The sequence below is a fragment of the Rummeliibacillus pycnus genome (assembly GCF_002884495.1).
Classification (GTDB): Bacteria; Bacillota; Bacilli; order Bacillales_A; family Planococcaceae; genus Rummeliibacillus; species Rummeliibacillus pycnus.
The window spans coordinates 1,194,860-1,213,480 of the sequence record NZ_KZ614145.1; the positions used below are offsets into that span (position 1 = coordinate 1,194,860).

21 protein-coding genes and 4 tRNA genes are annotated in these 18,621 nt (G+C 32.8%); 4 read left to right on the forward strand and 21 right to left on the reverse strand.

Annotated features, from left to right (window positions below):
- Window positions 1-35 precede the first annotated feature (35 nt).
- Both CEF14_RS06035 and CEF14_RS06040 read right to left on the reverse strand, forming a co-directional pair.
- Entirely contained in the window at window positions 36-470 is a 435-nt protein-coding gene (locus CEF14_RS06035) for a hypothetical protein (RefSeq protein WP_102692026.1), read from the reverse strand.
- 268 nt (window positions 471-738) lie between these two features.
- Complete coding sequence (locus CEF14_RS06040) at window positions 739-1,089, reverse strand: hypothetical protein (protein ID WP_146013864.1); 351 nt, start codon at window positions 1,087-1,089, stop codon at window positions 739-741.
- A 234-nt stretch (window positions 1,090-1,323) separates the two neighbouring features.
- Between CEF14_RS06040 and CEF14_RS06045 the strand changes: the two genes are divergently transcribed.
- From CEF14_RS06045 to CEF14_RS06055, 3 genes are all read left to right on the forward strand, one after another.
- Window positions 1,324-2,358, forward strand: coding sequence for a PTS transporter subunit IIC (locus CEF14_RS06045; protein ID WP_102692028.1), 1,035 nt, complete (start codon window positions 1,324-1,326; stop codon window positions 2,356-2,358).
- A gap of 153 nt (window positions 2,359-2,511) precedes the next feature.
- A complete protein-coding gene (locus tag CEF14_RS06050; RefSeq protein ID WP_102692029.1) occupies window positions 2,512-3,402 on the forward strand; it encodes a ComEC/Rec2 family competence protein in 891 nt (296 codons plus the stop codon).
- Window positions 3,403-3,618 (forward strand): DUF3006 domain-containing protein, encoded by a 216-nt coding sequence (locus CEF14_RS06055; RefSeq protein ID WP_102692030.1) that lies wholly within the window; start codon window positions 3,403-3,405, stop codon window positions 3,616-3,618.
- 304 nt (window positions 3,619-3,922) lie between these two features.
- Here CEF14_RS06055 and CEF14_RS06060 read toward each other — a convergent pair.
- The 6 genes from CEF14_RS06060 to CEF14_RS06085 form a co-directional block, all read right to left on the reverse strand.
- A tRNA-Phe gene (locus tag CEF14_RS06060) sits at window positions 3,923-3,995 on the reverse strand.
- Window positions 3,996-3,999: 4 nt separating this feature from the next.
- Window positions 4,000-4,092, reverse strand: a tRNA-Ser gene (locus tag CEF14_RS06065).
- 5 nt (window positions 4,093-4,097) lie between these two features.
- Window positions 4,098-4,172, reverse strand: a tRNA-Gly gene (locus CEF14_RS06070).
- A gap of 133 nt (window positions 4,173-4,305) precedes the next feature.
- A tRNA-Gly gene (locus tag CEF14_RS06075) sits at window positions 4,306-4,380 on the reverse strand.
- Between the two features lie 196 nt (window positions 4,381-4,576).
- On the reverse strand, window positions 4,577-4,954 hold the full coding sequence (locus tag CEF14_RS06080) for a PH domain-containing protein (RefSeq protein WP_102692031.1): 378 nt from the start codon (window positions 4,952-4,954) through the stop codon (window positions 4,577-4,579).
- Window positions 4,955-5,071: 117 nt separating this feature from the next.
- Window positions 5,072-6,679, reverse strand: a complete 1,608-nt coding sequence (locus CEF14_RS06085; protein ID WP_102692032.1) for a M20/M25/M40 family metallo-hydrolase — start codon at window positions 6,677-6,679, stop codon at window positions 5,072-5,074.
- Between the two features lie 377 nt (window positions 6,680-7,056).
- Between CEF14_RS06085 and CEF14_RS06090 the strand changes: the two genes are divergently transcribed.
- The gene (locus tag CEF14_RS06090; protein WP_102692033.1) at window positions 7,057-7,539 is read left to right on the forward strand and encodes a GNAT family N-acetyltransferase; all 483 of its coding nucleotides are present in this window, start codon (window positions 7,057-7,059) and stop codon (window positions 7,537-7,539) included.
- A gap of 77 nt (window positions 7,540-7,616) precedes the next feature.
- Here CEF14_RS06090 and CEF14_RS06095 read toward each other — a convergent pair whose 3' ends face one another.
- The 13 genes from CEF14_RS06095 to CEF14_RS06155 form a co-directional block, all read right to left on the reverse strand.
- Window positions 7,617-8,321: a hypothetical protein gene (locus CEF14_RS06095; RefSeq protein ID WP_102692034.1), complete on the reverse strand. Its 705-nt coding sequence runs from the start codon at window positions 8,319-8,321 to the stop codon at window positions 7,617-7,619.
- Complete coding sequence (locus tag CEF14_RS06100) at window positions 8,314-8,832, reverse strand: sigma-70 family RNA polymerase sigma factor (protein ID WP_245890068.1); 519 nt, start codon at window positions 8,830-8,832, stop codon at window positions 8,314-8,316. Before CEF14_RS06100 ends, CEF14_RS06095 begins: the two co-directional genes overlap by 8 nt.
- A gap of 131 nt (window positions 8,833-8,963) precedes the next feature.
- Window positions 8,964-9,611 carry a YdhK family protein gene (locus tag CEF14_RS06105; protein WP_245890069.1) on the reverse strand — a complete coding sequence of 216 codons (648 nt, stop codon included), beginning with the start codon at window positions 9,609-9,611 and terminating at the stop codon, window positions 8,964-8,966.
- 157 nt (window positions 9,612-9,768) lie between these two features.
- Window positions 9,769-10,437: a reverse transcriptase-like protein gene (locus CEF14_RS06110; RefSeq protein ID WP_102692036.1), complete on the reverse strand. Its 669-nt coding sequence runs from the start codon at window positions 10,435-10,437 to the stop codon at window positions 9,769-9,771.
- Between the two features lie 153 nt (window positions 10,438-10,590).
- Window positions 10,591-11,511, reverse strand: a complete 921-nt coding sequence (locus CEF14_RS06115) for a DMT family transporter (protein ID WP_170061455.1) — start codon at window positions 11,509-11,511, stop codon at window positions 10,591-10,593.
- Between the two features lie 169 nt (window positions 11,512-11,680).
- Window positions 11,681-12,310: a class I SAM-dependent methyltransferase gene (locus tag CEF14_RS06120; RefSeq protein ID WP_102692038.1), complete on the reverse strand. Its 630-nt coding sequence runs from the start codon at window positions 12,308-12,310 to the stop codon at window positions 11,681-11,683.
- A gap of 226 nt (window positions 12,311-12,536) precedes the next feature.
- Window positions 12,537-13,496, reverse strand: a complete 960-nt coding sequence (locus tag CEF14_RS06125; protein ID WP_102692039.1) for an NAD(P)H-dependent flavin oxidoreductase — start codon at window positions 13,494-13,496, stop codon at window positions 12,537-12,539.
- 80 nt (window positions 13,497-13,576) lie between these two features.
- Complete coding sequence (locus CEF14_RS06130; protein ID WP_102692040.1) at window positions 13,577-14,299, reverse strand: ABC transporter permease; 723 nt, start codon at window positions 14,297-14,299, stop codon at window positions 13,577-13,579.
- A complete protein-coding gene (locus CEF14_RS06135) occupies window positions 14,300-15,010 on the reverse strand; it encodes an ABC transporter permease (RefSeq protein ID WP_102692041.1) in 711 nt (236 codons plus the stop codon).
- Window positions 15,007-15,918: an ABC transporter ATP-binding protein gene (locus CEF14_RS06140; protein WP_102692042.1), complete on the reverse strand. Its 912-nt coding sequence runs from the start codon at window positions 15,916-15,918 to the stop codon at window positions 15,007-15,009. The genes CEF14_RS06135 and CEF14_RS06140 overlap by 4 nt, the downstream gene beginning before the upstream one ends.
- 275 nt (window positions 15,919-16,193) lie before the next feature.
- Window positions 16,194-16,385, reverse strand: coding sequence for an SdpI family protein (locus CEF14_RS19450; protein WP_102692043.1), 192 nt, complete (start codon window positions 16,383-16,385; stop codon window positions 16,194-16,196).
- A 146-nt stretch (window positions 16,386-16,531) separates the two neighbouring features.
- Complete coding sequence (locus CEF14_RS06150; protein WP_102692044.1) at window positions 16,532-17,887, reverse strand: HAMP domain-containing sensor histidine kinase; 1,356 nt, start codon at window positions 17,885-17,887, stop codon at window positions 16,532-16,534.
- Window positions 17,884-18,552 carry a response regulator transcription factor gene (locus CEF14_RS06155; protein WP_102692045.1) on the reverse strand — a complete coding sequence of 223 codons (669 nt, stop codon included), beginning with the start codon at window positions 18,550-18,552 and terminating at the stop codon, window positions 17,884-17,886. Before CEF14_RS06155 ends, CEF14_RS06150 begins: the two co-directional genes overlap by 4 nt.
- Window positions 18,553-18,621: the final 69 nt, after the last annotated feature.

Genomic DNA, 18,621 nt, shown 5'->3' on the forward strand with positions numbered 1-18,621 from the left:
AGGGACTGCTCTATTTAAAGACAGTCCCTCTTTGCTTATACATATTTATTTTTAAAATAAAACACTATTAGAATCACCGCTACGATAAATACGGCTACTCCAGCAACCATAATAATCCCCATTGTATTTCCATATAATTTTATACGTTCATTTTCGCTTTCACTTAAAAACTGACTTTGATGCTGATCTAAATAACTAGCTACATCTAAAGTATGTAAGAACTTTTCTTTAGAAAAATTATTGACTAATTGAATTTGTAAATTTCGGAAATAAATATCTGTCCACTTATTCGGATTCGTTTCAAATGGCTCACCAAGATTTTCTTCCCAAAAAGTCAGATGATGTGCAGTTTTATCCATAACCCTTAAAATATGTTCTTTTTCATTTGGATGATCTGTTATGTATCGAACTAACGATTGGTGTAATTCGATTGGATTTTTAATGGAAAGGATTTGTTCTAGTACACTCACAGCTCTCCCCCTCTCTATGTTTTTTTCTATTGTATGATACAAAATTTATCACACATAGAGAGTTCACAAAGAAGTCAGAAACTATTTCTGCTTTCGTTGAAAATAGAGATGTACAAGTATTACTGCTATAGGTGGAAAGACAAAAAAAATAACATGAGTAATCTTAAAGATAATATAGGTTGCAACTAAACTAATTAAAAAACTGATTAAATACCAAAACCACACGAAAGTAACACACTCCAACTATTTTTCTTTAAGTATACAACCTTCATTCCTTTACTTCATCTTTGAACAATAAATTTCTTAGGAATTCAATATCCCCATCTTCGATTTTATAGTATGAATAGGGTCTTACATGGTCAGTAAAAATGATACGATTTTTTTGGTTGTCAAACCAAACATTGTAATTACTAATAACCAAATTTTGATTATCATCCTTAAATTGAATATAATGTGTTTTTAAGTTTTTGATATCTGCCGGAACGATTTTAATATTTCGACCATTATTAAAAGTTTCAAGGCTTTTTTGATAGATCTCCTCATTCCTCTCTGATTTTAATAATTGAATTGTACCATTTTGATCGACTGTTCCCATCTGAACCGAATGAGTAGTTTCCATGCAGCCACTTATTAGTAAGCAAGGAAGGAAAGTAAAAATACATATTATCCATTTCATCTCTTTTTGTAATTCCTCCTCTTCCCTTCAATATTTCATTTATCCCCTTTTTCATTTATTTTTATCATTTCAATTTAGTAATTATTGAAAATATTATAATTTTTCTTTACTTTGCCACTTTAAAGCGTTAAACTACGATTACTATAAATATAAAATTTTCTTGAAAGGAGAATTTCTATGAAAGAGTTTTTCAATAGATTATTGACAGGGATGAGCATTGGAATAGTCGTTTCTTTAATTCCTAATGCATTGGTTGGAGAGATTTTCAAACTTTTAATTCCCCACGCTCCATTTCTAAAGCCTATCTTAAATCTAACTGTTATTGCTATGAGTATGTTGCCAGCTATGATTGGTGTAATGGTTGGTATGACTTTTAAACTTACACCAATTCAAACAGCGAGTGTGGGACTTGCTGCTGTGGTAGGCAGTGGCGTCATTACAATGAAAGATGGCATTATGACATTAGCTGGTATTGGGGTTGTGTTAAATACAGGGATTACAGCAGCATTAACTGTATTATTTGTTCAATTCATAGGTGCAAAACTGAAAGACTATACGATTTTATTAATGCCTACATTAGCTATTTTCATCCCTGGTTTTATCGGATACTCAATTTTACCGTATGTTAAAACCGGAACTGGTGTAATCGGTTTGGGGATTCAACATGTGACAAACTTACAACCTGTTTTAATGGGTGCAATTATTGCAATTATATTCTGTATTTTAATCTTATCCCCCCTTTCTACAGTAGGTGTTGCAACTGTTATCATGCTTTCAGGAATTGGTGCTGGTGCCGCAAACCTTGGCATCGTTTCCGCTGGAGTTGGCCTTTGTATAGCAAGTTACAAAGCGAACTCACTAGGCACTGCTCTTGCACACGTACTTGGATCACCCAAAATTCAAATGCGTAATTTCTTTATGAAACCGAAAATTGCATTTCCGATGCTCATAACTGCAGCTATTCTAGGTGCTTTAGCAGGTATTTTCAATATTCAAGGAACTCCAATGAGCGCTGGATTTGGATTATCTGGATTAATAGGACCATTAAATTATATCAATTTGACTAATGATGGCTGGACTACGACAAACATAACGATTATGATTGCCATATTCTTTGTACTTCCTATCGTATTAAATACGATCTTACTTCGATTATTTGAACATAAATTTAAAATGATTGAAGCCAAAGATTATAAAATTTCAATTGAATAAAATTTTCATAGTTTAGCAATGAAAACGAAGTTTAAAGGACTGTCACATAAGGTTTTCACTTATGATACAGTCCTTTCTTGATGCTCTGTTACATAATCAAACATTTGTTCTAATTCACCTTTTCATGCTAAAGTATATTTAGGAGGAGTTTACATGAAAAGAATTCAAGCTATATTTTTTACCCTTATTAGCATCTTATTGCTAACAGGTTGTACAAATGCATTAAATGAAGGAACCTCAACAGATCATTCTACTGCAAAACCGGTAACATCTTCAAATGATCAAGTAAGTGTACATATCATTGATATTGGACAAGGGGATTCTATTTTTATCCAAAGTCCAGAGGAAAATTTGTTAATTGATGGAGGTAACAAAGGGAAAGGTGAAACTGTTATCGAATACTTAAAACAACAGGGTGTACAACAACTGGATGATGTTATCTCTACACATCCTGACGCTGATCATCTTGGTGGTTTAGCTGATATCATCAATGCTTTCACTGTTAAATCTGTTTACGCACCTCGTGTTACACATACTACTATCGCCTATCGGAATTTTCTACAAGCGGTAAAAGCACAGGGTCTAAAAATTAAAGTTGCAAAAGAAGGTGTTGAAATTCCGGTTAAAGAACAATCATTAGATCTACACTTTATTGGCCCAGTTAAAGACTACTCTAAAAGTGATTTAAATGACTGGAGCGGCGTTCTGCTCATGCAACATGGTGATAAAAAATTCTTATTTACAGGAGACGCAGAAACACCTGCAGAGGAAGATATGCTACATGCTGGTGTCGTCCCAAAAGTAGATGTTTTAAAAGTAAGTCATCATGGTGCAAAAGAAGCTACAAATACTGACTTTTTAGCAGTGGCAAAACCAACTTATGCAGCTATCAGTGTGGGTGAAGGCAATCGTTATCATCACCCTACTGCTGAAGCATTACGCCGTTTAAATGCGGTACATGCAAAAATATATCGTACTGATGAACACGGAACTATTGTCTTTACATCAAATGGGTCAACAATTTCTGTAAAGGTGGAGAAATAATTGCAAAATGGAATAATCGACCGATTCGAAGGAGATTTAGCTGTCATCGAATTAGAACAAAGTACAATCGACATCCCAAGAGAGAAATTACCTAAAAACGCAAATGTCGGTGACCAAATTATTATCGATGGCGATCATATTACATTAGATGTTGAAAATACAAAGAAAATAAGAGAAGAAATTGACGCTTTAGCAAAAGATTTATTTGAGGAATAAGAAGTTTAATTCATAGGATGCTAAATATAGATTGCTTTCTATTATTGTATCTGTTATGATTACAAAACATAGGTAAACAATTTAGTTAATATCATAAAAATGGGAGTGAGAAATACTTTAATTTCTCACTCTTTTCTATTTATCCTAGCTTAACATTACTGTTAGATATGTTAATGTAGTCTCAAAAATGTTAAAAACATTATGCATTTTAGAATATGAAAATCTCCTTACACTAGCTGTTTAAACTCAACAATTAAATCGAAAATTAAAAAAGACGTCCAAATAATTTTGGACATCTTTTTTATGGGTCGGGACAGAATCGAACTGCCGACACTTAGAGCTTCAATCTAATGCTCTACCAACTGAGCTACCGACCCGATATGGAGGAGGAAGAGGGATTCGAACCCCCGCGCGGTTTGACCCGCCTGTCGGTTTTCAAGACCGATCCCTTCAGCCAGACTTGGGTATTCCTCCATTTGTGGAGCGGAAGACGGGGTTCGAACCCGCGACCCCCACCTTGGCAAGGTGATGTTCTACCACTGAACTACTTCCGCATATCATCATTATTATTTCGACAAAAATATATTAACATAATAACTAAAATTGCGCAATACTTTATTATGATTAATATATCTCAAATTAAGTATAAGGTAACTCGTAATCTAACTAAATAGATACTAAACTAATTGGAGCGGAAGACGGGGATCGAACCCGCGACCCTCACCTTGGGAAGGTGATGTTCTACCACTAAACTACTTCCGCAAATCCAATAACTTTTGGACAATAATTATTATACCATTGGATTTTAATCCACGCTAGTACTTTTCATCACGTAATCGAAATCTAAAGAATCTAAACGAACTTCTTGAAGCTTTGATAATAATTCAAGATTGTATAAACTAAATACTATTACTGATTAACCATGAGCATCCAATAAATTTTATTGGATGCTCATGGTTTATTTTAATACATAATCAGCTAATACACTTTGAATTTTATAGATGTTGAGTGTTTTATTAAATTTCTTTTCGATTGGATCAGAACCGTTTGAAAGCCAAATCTTTAATTCTGCTTCAAAATCAAAAGTACCTGCTGTTTCAACGGAGAAGTGTACTACACTCTTGTATGGAATTGAATGATATTCGGTTTTTTTACCAGTCATACCTTGTTTATCAATCAAAAGTAAACGTTTATCAGTAAAAACAAACAAATCTCGGATTAATTTATAGGCTTGCTCTACTCTTTCATTCTTTGACAATAAATCTTTTACCTCAGATTCGATTACACTTAAATTCACTTCTGATGCATTTCCCATTAAACCGTCAAATAATCCCATACACAACTCCTTTTTGTTTTATTAAGATTCTTTTTAAAATCTGACATTCAAAAAACGACTAAATCAGATAAATTGAAGAATCTTTCCCCTACTATTTTATTCACGATTATTCCCTTATTATTCTGTAATATTTGATCTTGCACAAATAAATTTCAATAATTCATAGAGTAATTGTGGCATTTCCTCAAATGCACTTTTGACATGTAATCGTTCCGAAATTTGATGAGGATCTTTACCAAAAGGTCCTACATTCAATACTGGCGCTGAAAACTGAGCTATTTCTTCGAATGGAATATCATAGGTTTTCCCCCATACAGGTGTGTTTTTTTCAAATGTTTGCCAATCCTTATCATTATAAAATTGACAGTAACTCAAATCACAAATTCCATTAAAATAATGAATTTGTTTTAATGGAATATTGTATTTCTTAGATTCCTCAAGCAATAAAGAGATGGCCTCTTTAATGAATGGATGATCTGATGAATTAGCAGGTGGATAATATGGAGGTGCAAATAAAAGTACTACTGCAGGAGCTAGTTCTTTACAATGAATCATGAGTTGATCTGCTATACGGAACGATTTTTCACGATCATCTAATGATTGGTTTTCAGTTACACTATCCGTTAACTCAGATACCTTTTTAATGCCCAGCTTTTTTACTGCATAGTTATATAATTCTTCAAAACGTAGTACTTCTATTTTCCCTACTCCTGTTATCCTTTGTTTCCTACAAATTTCATCATACCGTAATTGACATTTTTCCATTGCTTCGTTTGCGACATTTTCAAAAATAGACATAATCTCTTCTGCACTTCGTTTCATCAAGAATACATTGTACATAGCAACTGCTCGATAGGGAGTTTGCGTTGAGTATTGGTCTTTTAAATCTTTTAGTTGTAATGACACAGGAAGTGGTGTGACCTCATCGTATGCACTCTCTAAAAACCGATCATTCCACTCCATTTCTGTGGTTAGAAAAGCGCTCATAAATGGTGCAGTTATTCCTTTCAACGGCTCACCAACATGTGTTTCCTTGCCATAGAATAATGCTGCAGGCATGATTTTTCCAATTGTCCCTGAATAAATATATTCCTGTAGGTCTGCTGGATCTTGTGAAAAAGAAGGTTCACTATTCAAAAATAATATAATTTCTAAATCATGTTTTCTTTGTAATTCAGCGATATGTTTTACTGCTTGACGCATGCCAGCAGAGTTTACCTCTTCATCAGGTACTGTTACCAGTAATAGATTTATCGGCCATTGTTCTTCAATTGCACGTTCAATCATTTGCATATGAAGTGCCAGGCCCATTTTCATATCCATTACGCCTCTACCGAACAAGTAATCCCCAGATTCCAAGTCTTTTCTAGCAGACTTATTTAACATATCTAAATTAGATTTAAATGCTTTTGTTAGTTCTTCTGGCATTGTAGCTAATGGCATTAATGATCCATATTCTTGAATTTGTACTGTATCAAAATGACTGATCAATACAACTGTATCCTTATTAGGTGAATTTTTATATATAGCCGAAACTACCTGTCTACCATAATCAACCTCACAAAAATCTAAAAGTGTTGGATGATCTTTAAAATATTGAAGTTGTTGCAATTTTGCTAAGAACTTTTTTGAAAATTGTTGTTCCCCTTTAGTCAATGTTTGGCTTTCCCAACTAACAAGCTCATAAAGCAACTTACGTAATTTATCAGGAGAATTCCATATCATGACCCCACCATCCCTCTAATTATGGTTTTCTTCTCCTTTAATGGTAAAACACCATAAAAAGGAAATAGAGTAATTTGAATATATGAAAATTTCCATTAGAGGTCAATAGCATCTTAATACGCAAATTTATTTTTTCTATCATAGTTACGAAATGTATATTTATGGTAGAATAACCATTAATGTTCCTCATTTTATAACGTGTTAACATAGCTTTCTATTGATCATTTAAATTAACATGATGGTGATTTTCCTTCCTTATTTAAGGTTGGATGGAAGAAAAAATAACATCTAAAATTAAATTTTAGATGTTTTATGATTTCAAAAAAATCTTGCAGATATTAATGTGACTTTTATTTCTAACTTAGAGGTGAATTTTAATGATTGAAACCAAAAGATGTAGACTTTTTACCGTTAATCAAGAGCATTATCAAAACATTCAACAACTATATAAGAATCATGATGTTCGAAAATATCTTGGAGGGATTGTGAATGATGAGACTTTCAAAGAAGTATTTTCCCAAATGATTCATGCACCTACTAAGTCTTTTTATTGGATTATAAATGAGAAACAACTCAATACTTTTATCGGATTAATCTCATTAGATCTCCATCATGACGGGGAAAGTACTGAAATTTCCTATCAGTTCCTCCCAAACTGGTGGCATAAAGGTTATGCAACGGAGGTAGTTTGTGAAATATTATTATTTGGTTTTCATACATTAAACCTTGAATATATCGTTGCTGAAACACAATTTGCTAATATCGCTTCTCGAAAACTATTAGAAAAAGTAGGAATGCAGTTAAAGGAAACGACCGAGCGATTTGGAGAACTTCAAGCAATATATTTTATTAATAAATAAGCAATTATTAACAAATTACTCTATTAAAAATTGATCATCTTCAATAGCTACAATCCTTCCAATTTTTAAGAAATTCACTATTTCTTTTGATTTTTAGGGATATTATATGCTCTTTGAAGATTTGCTATTTTTTCAGGATATTTTTCATTTAGATAGTTCATTGCATTTTGTTCTAGAGAAGTTCTTACATGTAATTCGTAAGCGTCTTTATGTTGTTTAGAATAATCAGAAACAAGTCGATCAAAAGCTGCAGTTTTTATGGCTTGTGGTTTTAAATATTGATCAATTATTTGTTGTTCACTTAATTTTAAAACCCCAAGCAATTCTTTAAAGTCTTCCCACTTTTTAGGGTCTTGCTTTAGTTCCTGAAGATTCTCCAGAAATTCCTCTTCTTTTTTATTTATCTCATTTTCAGTTAATACAATTCCTTTACTTAAGGCATAAGCATAATCTGCATCAAGCTGTAAAGTATCATTAAATGCTTTATATTTGGCCTCTTCTACTGATAATGTATTCTGATGTATTTGGGATTTTATGTTGATCTCATAGAAATTTTTATCCAGGATTGGAACATCATTTGCAGTATGTTTCGGGTAATTATTTATTTGGGTGAAAATAAATAGAAACATACAACCAGTTACTATAAGTGTTACGATACTGTAGCCCCAATTAAATTTATTTTTTTGTGTGGATTGATTTTCAATATTTCTTAAAACATTCCTCACAACTTTTTCTTTACTCTTAGTAAGATTATTTAGGTCTTCAAAATATGTTTTACTCATTTAAAAGCACCTCCCAATCGCAATTCTGCAATTGTGTTTTCAACAGTTCTTTGCTTCTCCTAAGTCTAGTTTTTACCGTACTTTCTGGAATTTCTAATAATCTAGAAATTTCTTTAATAGTCATATCTTCAAAATAAAAATAGATAAGCGGTTCTCTATGCTTCAATGGAAGCTTTAAAATAGCTTCTCCTACAATTGTTTCTTCATCTTTTCTAATTAGATTGTCCATTTTCATTTGTCCGTGTATACTAAACAACTTATTTTGCAAACTGATTTTCCGATATGACCAGCTTTTCAAATAATCTTTACTTTTATTCACAACCATTCTTGAGAGATAAGCGTTCAATTCACCACGTTCTTCATAACTATTTTTGCTAGCATAGAATTTTATAAATGTTTCTTGAACAATGTCTTCAGCAATTTGTAAATCTTTTACGTAATAATAAGATAAACGTAATAATGATTCTGTATGTTGATGCATTATTCGTTCTAATTCTACAATATTTACCAAATTTACCATCTACTCCTTTCTTTGTATTTTAAACGAACCTCAATATGTAAAAGTTTGTTTTATGTAAAAATTTTTAAATAAAAAATCCTACATTCGACTTTTACATCGCATGTAGGATTTTAGAAATGCTCTTACTTAACCGGTGATAGTTCACTTTCGATTAACCATTTATGATTTTTAACTTCAGCACCACCATTAGTTGGGGTGTAATTCACCATATAAACGGTTGTTTTCTTACCAGAATCAATTGTGGCCATTGCACCTTTCATCCCTGGTAAATGGTCTGCTTCCAGTGTTACTTTAGCTCCTGGTTGAAGTGTTTTATTATCCGCACTTCTGATCTCTTCCTGGATTACCCATTTGTGATTTTTTACTACGGCACCACCAGTTGTCGGTGTGTATGTTACTGCATAGGCAATCGTGTCATATGCACCAACAATAGTAGCCTTCGCCCCATTCATGCCCTCCACATGGTTGGCATTGATTGTTACTTGACTTCCAACAGGATACGTAGGATTTGTAGCCTTTTTTACGCCATTCGGTACGATACCTGTATTCGAATGATTGATATCGGTATCAGTATTGTCATTTGTAAGCGTATGATCTGGTGCTGTTGGGCTTGGGGCTGGAGTTGTATTTGGAGCTGTATTCATAGTATCATCAGGAGCTACGTTTACATTCCTATTTACTTCGTTCTTTCCTGTGTTAGTCGTACCACAAGCAACTAAAGCAAAAACTGCCACAAAAGATAGGATTACCATTAATACATTCTTTTTCATGCTATTCCTCCATATATTCAGCTTTTATTAACCTTACACTAAAATTATTCCCAACCACTCGAATATTAAACATAGGTCAATAAAGTCAAATGAAAAATTTTAAAAGCATGATTTAAGAGTAATTAGAATGAATGTTGTATAAAATAGTAGATATCCGTTAATCGTTTTCAAGAATCAATTCTATTTGTGCGATAATTTCTATTCCATGTATTGCTTGTGTAGCAAGTCTATCTGCTTCGGTATTCATTTTTCTTGATACATGTTCGTATTCAGGTTGAATGCCTAATTTCTTTAACTGATCATCAATGCGATCAGCCCACTTTGCCAACTCAGGTTCGAGCACTGCCCATTCACCGTTCATCTGACTAATTACTACTTGAGAATCTCCGATGAACCTGATTGGCATTGTTTTTACATTTAAGAGTTCTAATTCAACAATACTTAAATGAAGTGCTGCATATTCTGCTTCATTATTCGAATTCAATCCAACTGTTTGTGCGTTTTTTCGAACACGATAAGGTTTTCCATTCTGTTCAAAGTAAATAACACATCCTAATCCCGAGATACCTGTTCCGATATCAAATCCACCATCAAAATAAACGGTAATATTATGAGGTTCTCCTTCGACTTCCTTTAAATATTTTTTCATTTCTTTGATGGTCCAAGTGCTATCAAACTGATCGATAAAAGTAATACTCTTCGCACGGCCCGTTTTTTCTAAATCTTGTGCAATCTTTAGTCCTTGTTCTGCTGGTATTTCGTCTGAACGAAATACTGTCTCCGTTCCTTTTGGCGTCCTGTATACCCATTCAATAATAATCTTCATAACAGGCCTCTCCTTCTTATATCCATCGAATTTTTTCCTTTTTATTTTCTCCAGTGTAGTCAATAATTATGAAAAAGATTTGATACAGTAGATAACAATACCCCTACCTTACTTTCACCCATCTTTTTATCATACGAGAGACGGTTTCGTGCATTAATGAAATTGCAATTTTTTTTGCTCTACAAAAACACTTACTACTCCAAAAAACAAAAGTAATACTACGCCAAGGAGCGTAATATTTGACCATTGTAACCTTGGATTGAAAAGTTGGAAAAAGAATGTAAAAACAGGAATGAAACATAATGACATCATTACTAAAAAAACTTCACAATATTGAATACCTTTTTGAAGTAGATACATCGGTATTAAAACACCAATGACCGTCATTACTAAAATCCAACTAATATTTTCGACTGAATAGGTGAACATTACATCATAGGTAAATATAAACGAAAGCAAAATAATGCCGTAAAATCTTTTTGACAAAATCATCGAAGTTGTCCATCCTACTTCACTTAATTGCTTAGAATAGACTGTACATAACACAGCACCAAGTCCACATAATATACTAGCCCCAACGCCAATAATACTATATTGATCCCAAGTTCGTACTGCAGACTGTCCCGAAAAGATGGCAACAATAAGTAATATACAGGCGCCAAAAATCCCGAGTGCAATCCCCCACTGTGCATTTATTACTCGTTTCTTTTGTTGAATTGTTAGTAGCAATACAAATAATGGTCCTAATCCCATCTCAAGCGAACTCACAATCGCTGGTTCAATATATTTTAATGCAAAATAAAATCCCATGAAAGCTAAAATAGAAGCAATGTTTAACTTAAATAACGATGATCTTGCCTCTTTCCAGCGTGGCTCTACTTTTTGCTTACTTGTGATGAGTTGAAAAAAGACTGTCGTTATGAAAAAACTTATTCCTGTAAATAGAAATGGGTGTACTGTCTGCACACGATACCCATAATAGACTTGACTGACTGAGGTTAAAATTGCTGACAGTAATAAACTTAATACGCCAATCGAATACATTTTGCGTTTATCTTCAACTACAATTTTCATAAATTCCCCCATAAGTGAAAATTTTTATCTCGAATATGTAGTAAATTGTTCAATCTTCATATACTCTTTTATTCATTTAATACTTCATTAATTGAAAACACTTAAGATCCAAAGACAAAAAACTATAAATAAACTTTTAACTAATAAGTTTACCTACAGTTTTTTAGTGTTACTTCCTTGTCATTATAAATAAACCTCCGCAATGTGAAATCGGATGAAATTCACATTGCGAGAATTCTTTCAATACTGGATATAGCTCTTCTTCAACAAAATAATATTCCTCATCGTCCCAATAATTTATACTGTCTCTTCTACAAGTTTCGAGTCGATCTCTTGTTTTGAAGGCAATATCACCGATTATTATTTTACCTTCCTCTGATAGTAGAGTTAGTAAGTTTTTAATAAAAGGAATTTTTTCCTCATCTGATAAGTGGTGCAATGCATAGGTACTGATGATAAAGTCATACTTATTGTTCTTGAAAGAATCAGGGAATCCCTTCGAGATATCCCATTCCATTAAATGTGCAGTCGGCATTTTAGCTTGTGCAATTTTAATCATCTCTGAAGAAAAGTCTAGACCATCTATAGTGTGTCCCTCTTCATAAAGCTTACTTGTAAGAACAGCTGTTCCAAATCCTATATCCAAAACTTTCGATTGACTTTTTTGCATAATTTCATTGAAAATAGTATTTAAAATTGTTTTATATCCTGCAAATGGATATTGATTACTTTCTTCACTCAATTGTACTGTATGATCATAATTATTTGCCCATAGATTAAAACCTTGTTTATTTAACATGTATGCTCCTCCTATTATTCAAGCGAATAATTGAGCACATTTTATTATTCGCTAAGTTTTCCCTTTACATGTTTGTTCTCTTTCATATCAATAACATTTTTCATAATTATTCCTCCTTACATAATAATTAGAATATTACCATAATTATGTATAATTTTAAACAATTAATTTAATACGCATTTTTAAAGAAAAAGCCTCTTCCTAATGAAGAGGCAAAATTGGTACATTATAAAATATTATTTATTCGTCTTTTTCCTTCGTTCGCTGTATAAATGATCTCATCAAACAATTCCTGTACAGTAGGAATATTATTAATCAGTCCCATAACCTGACCTGCCCAACCAAAACCTTCTTCAATTTTACCTTCGTAAATATATTTGCGATTTGCTCTACCGCTAATCATATCTTTTAAATCTTCATAGGTAGCTTCTTTTTGTTCACGGTTGACAATTTCTTCGGTAAAACTTGTTTTTAAAGCACGACCTGGAGTACCCAACGATCTCTCGATTACGATTGTATCTGTTTCTTTTGCATTTATAATTGCTTCTTTATATACATTATTTGCATGAATACATTCTTTTGTCGCAATAAAGCGGGTACCCATTTCTATCCCTTCAGCACCCAGTGCAAATGCAGCAAGCAAGCCTCTTCCATCACCAAATCCACCACTAGCTAAAACTGGTATCGATACAGATTCTACTATCCGTGGTACAAGTACAATAGTGCCAATATCTTCCCTGCCTAAATGTCCACCGCCTTCTTGTCCAACTGCCATGACAAGATCAGCACCAAGTTGTTCTGCCTTTTGTGCTTGTCTAACACCAGAAACAAGAACCATTGTTTTGATGCCTTCATCCTTTACTCTTTCAAGCACTGACTTCGGATTACCTCCTGTAATTGAAATGGCTGGCACCTTTTCTTCAATTGCTACTTCCAACAAATCTTCGTGTTTTTGATCATGTCTTGAAATTGCAAAATTCACACCAAACGGATTGTTTGTTAAAGTGCGTACCTTGCGAATCTCTTCTCTAAGTTTTTCTGGAGTTCCTAAAGTTGCAGCAGTAATTTGGCCTAAACCACCTGCATTTGATACAGCTGCAGCAAGTTCTGCATAAGCTAAATAAGCAAGTCCCCCTTGAATAATTGGATACTTAATCCCAAGTAAATCTGTTACACGTGTTTTCAAACATTACACCCCCGATGTCATTTAAAACATGATTTAACACCATTAATTATACATAATATTCCGAAATTACAATATACTTTTTAAACCGCTTTTCTTTGAAAATAGATGTATCCACAAAGAAAGAACAAAATAAATCCCCCTCCGACTACGGATATCAATTGTTCCCACGGAATAAAAAAGATATCGTCTGTTTTTCCACCAATATACATCATCGAAAAAGGTTGTGCCCATAGATAGTAGGGTCCAATATGTTCAGAATTTATTGCTAATATTGACGGTAATGTGAAGATAACATTAACAGCAAAAGGTGCTGCAAAACTATTAAATAACATCGACATCCATAATTGCAAAGCAACTAATGGAAAGGTTGCTACCCACCCACCTAAAATACTTTTCCATATAATTTCAATAGGGAAAGGTTCGCTAAATCCTTTAATACTCCCCACTGCAACTAACGCGCAAAGATAGAGTAGTTGAATGACCAATACAAGTATTACCAATACAATATATTTAGCGACAAATACTTGCCCCCTTGAAACAGGTAACGCCAAAAGTTGTTTCCATCCACCTGCTTGATGTTCATATCTACAAATCAAACTAGACAGCACTCCAGTAATTAGAGGGAGAAATAATAAAGCATACGTTAAATTCATATATAGTAATGCTTGTTCCCATTCACTTACTTTTACTTCAATAGGTGAATTAATACCTGTCATTAGACCGATTAATGGTCCTATCATAAGAATGAATGTTATTTTGGATTTACGTAATTTAAACCATTCTGATTGTAAAATAGCTATCATTTATTTCACGTCCCTTCTATTAAAATCAAGCATACCGACAATATAAAGCATGCATCCAATAGTTATTCCAAAAACAACATTTAGTATTGGGTTGTCCCATTCATTCACCAAAGATGGCCATTTCCAAATCATCCAATCCGGTAATGCTGATCCTGTAAAAGCTAAAATCGTTCCAACAATTCCTATAGTAATTGGAATTCCTTGATTTTGACTAACAACTGCAATCCATAATTGTAAGGCTAATACTGGAAATGCAGCTAAGAAAGGATAAAAACTATATTTAAATATCTCAAAATATGGAATTGGTTTTCCTAAATCCAGAAACACACCAAATCCAAGTGTAAAGATCATTAAAAAGCATGATGAAAAAAATAACAAACTAAAAACCACTGCAAATTTGGATAAGTAAACATTTATTTTGCTTACGGGTAGCGCAATCAACTGCTTCCACGCATTCGTTTCATCTTCTACACTAACGATTAAAGATGTTAATATGGCAATTCCCAGTACAATTGCAAGTGGTGTAAATGTACTGACATTATCTAAATAATATCCCCAATCATCATTACTTTGCTTTAATAGATAATCTTTTCGCACACCGTAATTAACCATTTGCATTGCAACAACACCTAATGGACCTAGAAATGATAAAAGCCAAAAACCTTTTCGTTTTATTTTAAGAAAATCAGTCACGATTAGATTTCGAATCATACTAATTTCTCTCCCCTTGTCATTTGAAGGAAGATTTCTTCTAATGATCTTTTTTCTTCTTCAACTCTGTAGATAGATAATCCGTTATGAACTAACGTTTCTACAATTTGTGCAACATTTTCATTTGAACAATCAGAAAGGTAAATTAGGTCATCCTTATAAGTAGTGTTTATTCCTCTAGCTAGTAATGATCGCCAAGCCTTCTCACCATCATTCACTTTGAGTGATACAGATTGATGAGCATATAAACGCATTGCATCTATTGAATCTTGAAATATTAATTTTCCTTTATTTAATATACCTACTGTTGTTGCTATCTGATCAATCTCAGATAGTAAATGACTTGATATCAGAACAGTCATATCATATTTTGAAGGAAGGCTCTTGATCAATTCCCTTATCTCAATAATTCCAGATGGATCTAATCCATTCGTTGGTTCATCTAAAATTAACAATTCTGGATTATGTAATAATGCTGCCGCAATTCCTAACCGTTGCTTCATTCCCAGAGAAAAACCCTTAACCTTCTTATTACTTACATTTGTTAAACGTACAATTTCTAATACTTTATGAATTCTTGAAGGTGGTACATTTAAAATCTTTCGAATAGCTTCCAAATTTTCATATGCAGTCAAATGTGGATAGTATGAAGGGTTTTCAACTAATGCTCCAACTTTTTGTAAAATCTTGATTCTATCCTTTTTTAAATCTTTTCCAAATATGTGGATGTCTCCAGAGGTTGGCTTCATCAAACCTAAAAGCATGCGAATGGTTGTCGTCTTTCCAGCTCCATTCGGCCCCAGGAATCCATATATTTCCCTTTTGGGTATTTTTAACTCTACTCCATCAACTGCTTTTTCATTTCCAAAACTTTTTGACAAGTTCTCCGTATGTACTATATATTCCATTTTCCTCACCTCTTGTTCTATATTAGAAAATCTAGGTTAAAACTAGGTAAGAAGGAAGTTTAAATTTTGTTTAAATTTTGTTTAAATTTTCTATTTCAAATAATCTAAAAATCCCATTAATAAAAAAATGATTTCTGCACAAGACAGAAATCATCTTTCGAATAACTAAGATACTGTACAACCTAAATGCATTTCAGGTAATCAACTAAGGGAACAAGTATAAAAAACTCGACCTTTTTAAGTTCCAATAACCACCCGTTTAGAGACCTTCAAGCTTAATTTGCTAATCTAATTGAATACATATGAATTACAAATAACATTACTCCGATTACTAAAAATGGAAGTAATAAAGCAATTAAAAATGGAAGTGAAAATGAAAACATACAAATTATTAGTCCGCCTATAACAAATAGATTACCACTAAATCTTTGTACTTTATTCCAGTTACTTTCATTATTACTTTGCATCAATCCATTTAACTTGTTCCTCAACTGTTTGTGTAAATTCGTCTATTGGTTCTGCTAAAACACTTTGTTGAATAGTTAGCATTTTTTCAGCACCCTTTGCTTCATCTAATCTAATTTTGTAAGCATTGAAATCACCCTCTTCTTATCTAAGAATTTTTCATAATTGTAATCGTTGTACCATTTATGGTTGATTCTATTTGCCATTCAAGCTCCATATTTTTTATCATTAAGTCTATAATTGATAACCCTATCCCTTCACCTTTTTCGTTTGAGATTGCGTTCATGCCTTTTCCCCGGTCCGAAATAACAATAGCATCATATTGAGTGGTAGATATGGTTTTAACACTTACAAATAAACCTTCCTTTGCATGACGGAGTACATTTTGAAGTATATTATCTAATATTCTCCCCAACCAGATGGGGTCAACTTGCCAATATTGAAGGTCAAAAGATTGTAAGTCTACTTCAATCGTAAATCCTTCTTTTTCAAATACAGGATACCAACTGGCAATACTTTCTCGAACTTGACGTACTATATCCACTTGGTCAGGATTAAACTTATATTTACTTGCCATCAATAACGTATATGACATTAAGTTTTCAATTAGATGATCAATATTTAAAACAGATTTTTCTAATGCTTTTACTGTTTTTTTTCCTTCTTGTGTTAACTCTTCCTTACTTATCGTATAAGTTTGTGCACGAATTTTCGTTAAAGGTGTTCGTAAGTCATGTGAGAGGTTTGCGATTAACTCTCTTCTTAGTTTTTCTTCTTTCTGTTCACGCTGTTTACTTTCTCTTAACTCTACAACCATTTGATTAAATGTCTGTTCTAGTTGTCCAATTTCATCTTTCTTTTTTACCTCTATCTCTATGGGGAGCTGATCGACATCCCGAATTGTCATGGCATCTTGTAAATGTAACAATCTCTTTCGAATACTTTTGAAAAAAAAGAAAGAAACAATGATAAAAAGAATGATAATCGATAACATTACTATAGCTAACAATGTGCCATATTTTTCGTTGGCTTTAACTATTGGTGGATTAAATGTTTTTCTTGGGATTTGTAAAACAACAAAACCATGAGATGTATCTTTTCCTACAAACGCAATAACTGTATATGGATCACTAGCATAACTTTCTTTCATAAATTTTGCAGTATATGCTGGACCCCATTTATTTGACATTCGGGGTTTAACATTTACTTTTTCTGACAAAACGCCATTCTGATCGATCCAAAACATTGTTGCTTCTGGATAATTCTTTTTCCATTTTTTAAAAAGACTACGGACATTTTGACTGGTGTCACTTTTTATATTATTAGCAGCTTTATGCCATTTCTCTTCAACTAATTCTGGGCTATTTTTATTACTATTTTCTAAATGATTATCTATATTAACAATAAATATTGCGATTCCTAAATAAGCTATTTGAACAATTGATATAGCCATCAATATAATCAGCATATATTTTGCTAATAGAGACCGAAAGAATTTTTTCATTGTTTCACCCTGTACCCAATTCCACGAATTGTTTCAATTATTGTTGGGTTGGAGGGGTTTTCTTCTATTTTTTCTCTCAAATAACGAATATGTACCATTAATGTTTTATCACCTTCTATATAAGGTTCTCCCCAGACTCCTTCAAATAGTTGTTCTTTCGTTAAAATCTGATTTAAATGCCGGATAAAATACTGAAATAAAAAATATTGCTTGCCTGTTAATTGAATTTCTTCATTATCTTTTTGATTAATAATACGTAAATCTTTTGTGTGAATTTTAAGATGACCAATTTCTAAAATATCAGCACCTTTTTGGAACCTTCTTAATAAGACCTCAAGTCTCGCTGAAAGTTCATCTGGATGAAACGGCTTTGTTAAATAATCGTCTGCAAAACTGAGACCTTCTATTTTGTCCTCTAGAGCCGTACGTGCAGATAGCATTAATATTGGTAAATGATCATATTCCTTTTTAATGCGTTTACCAATAGAGAAACCATCTAATCCTGGTAACATGACATCTAAAATGACAATATCAACTGTCGAAACATATTCTTCTACTTTTTCTCCAGATTTCAGCCATGTCACTTCAAAACCTCTATCTTTTAAATCTTTAGTGACCCAACTTCCAATTTCATCTTCATCTTCTATGTATAATATATGAACCATTTAGGCTCACCTCATTTTCCATATGTATTTATGATAGTACTATATCATAGTAACAGATTTTATTGACTT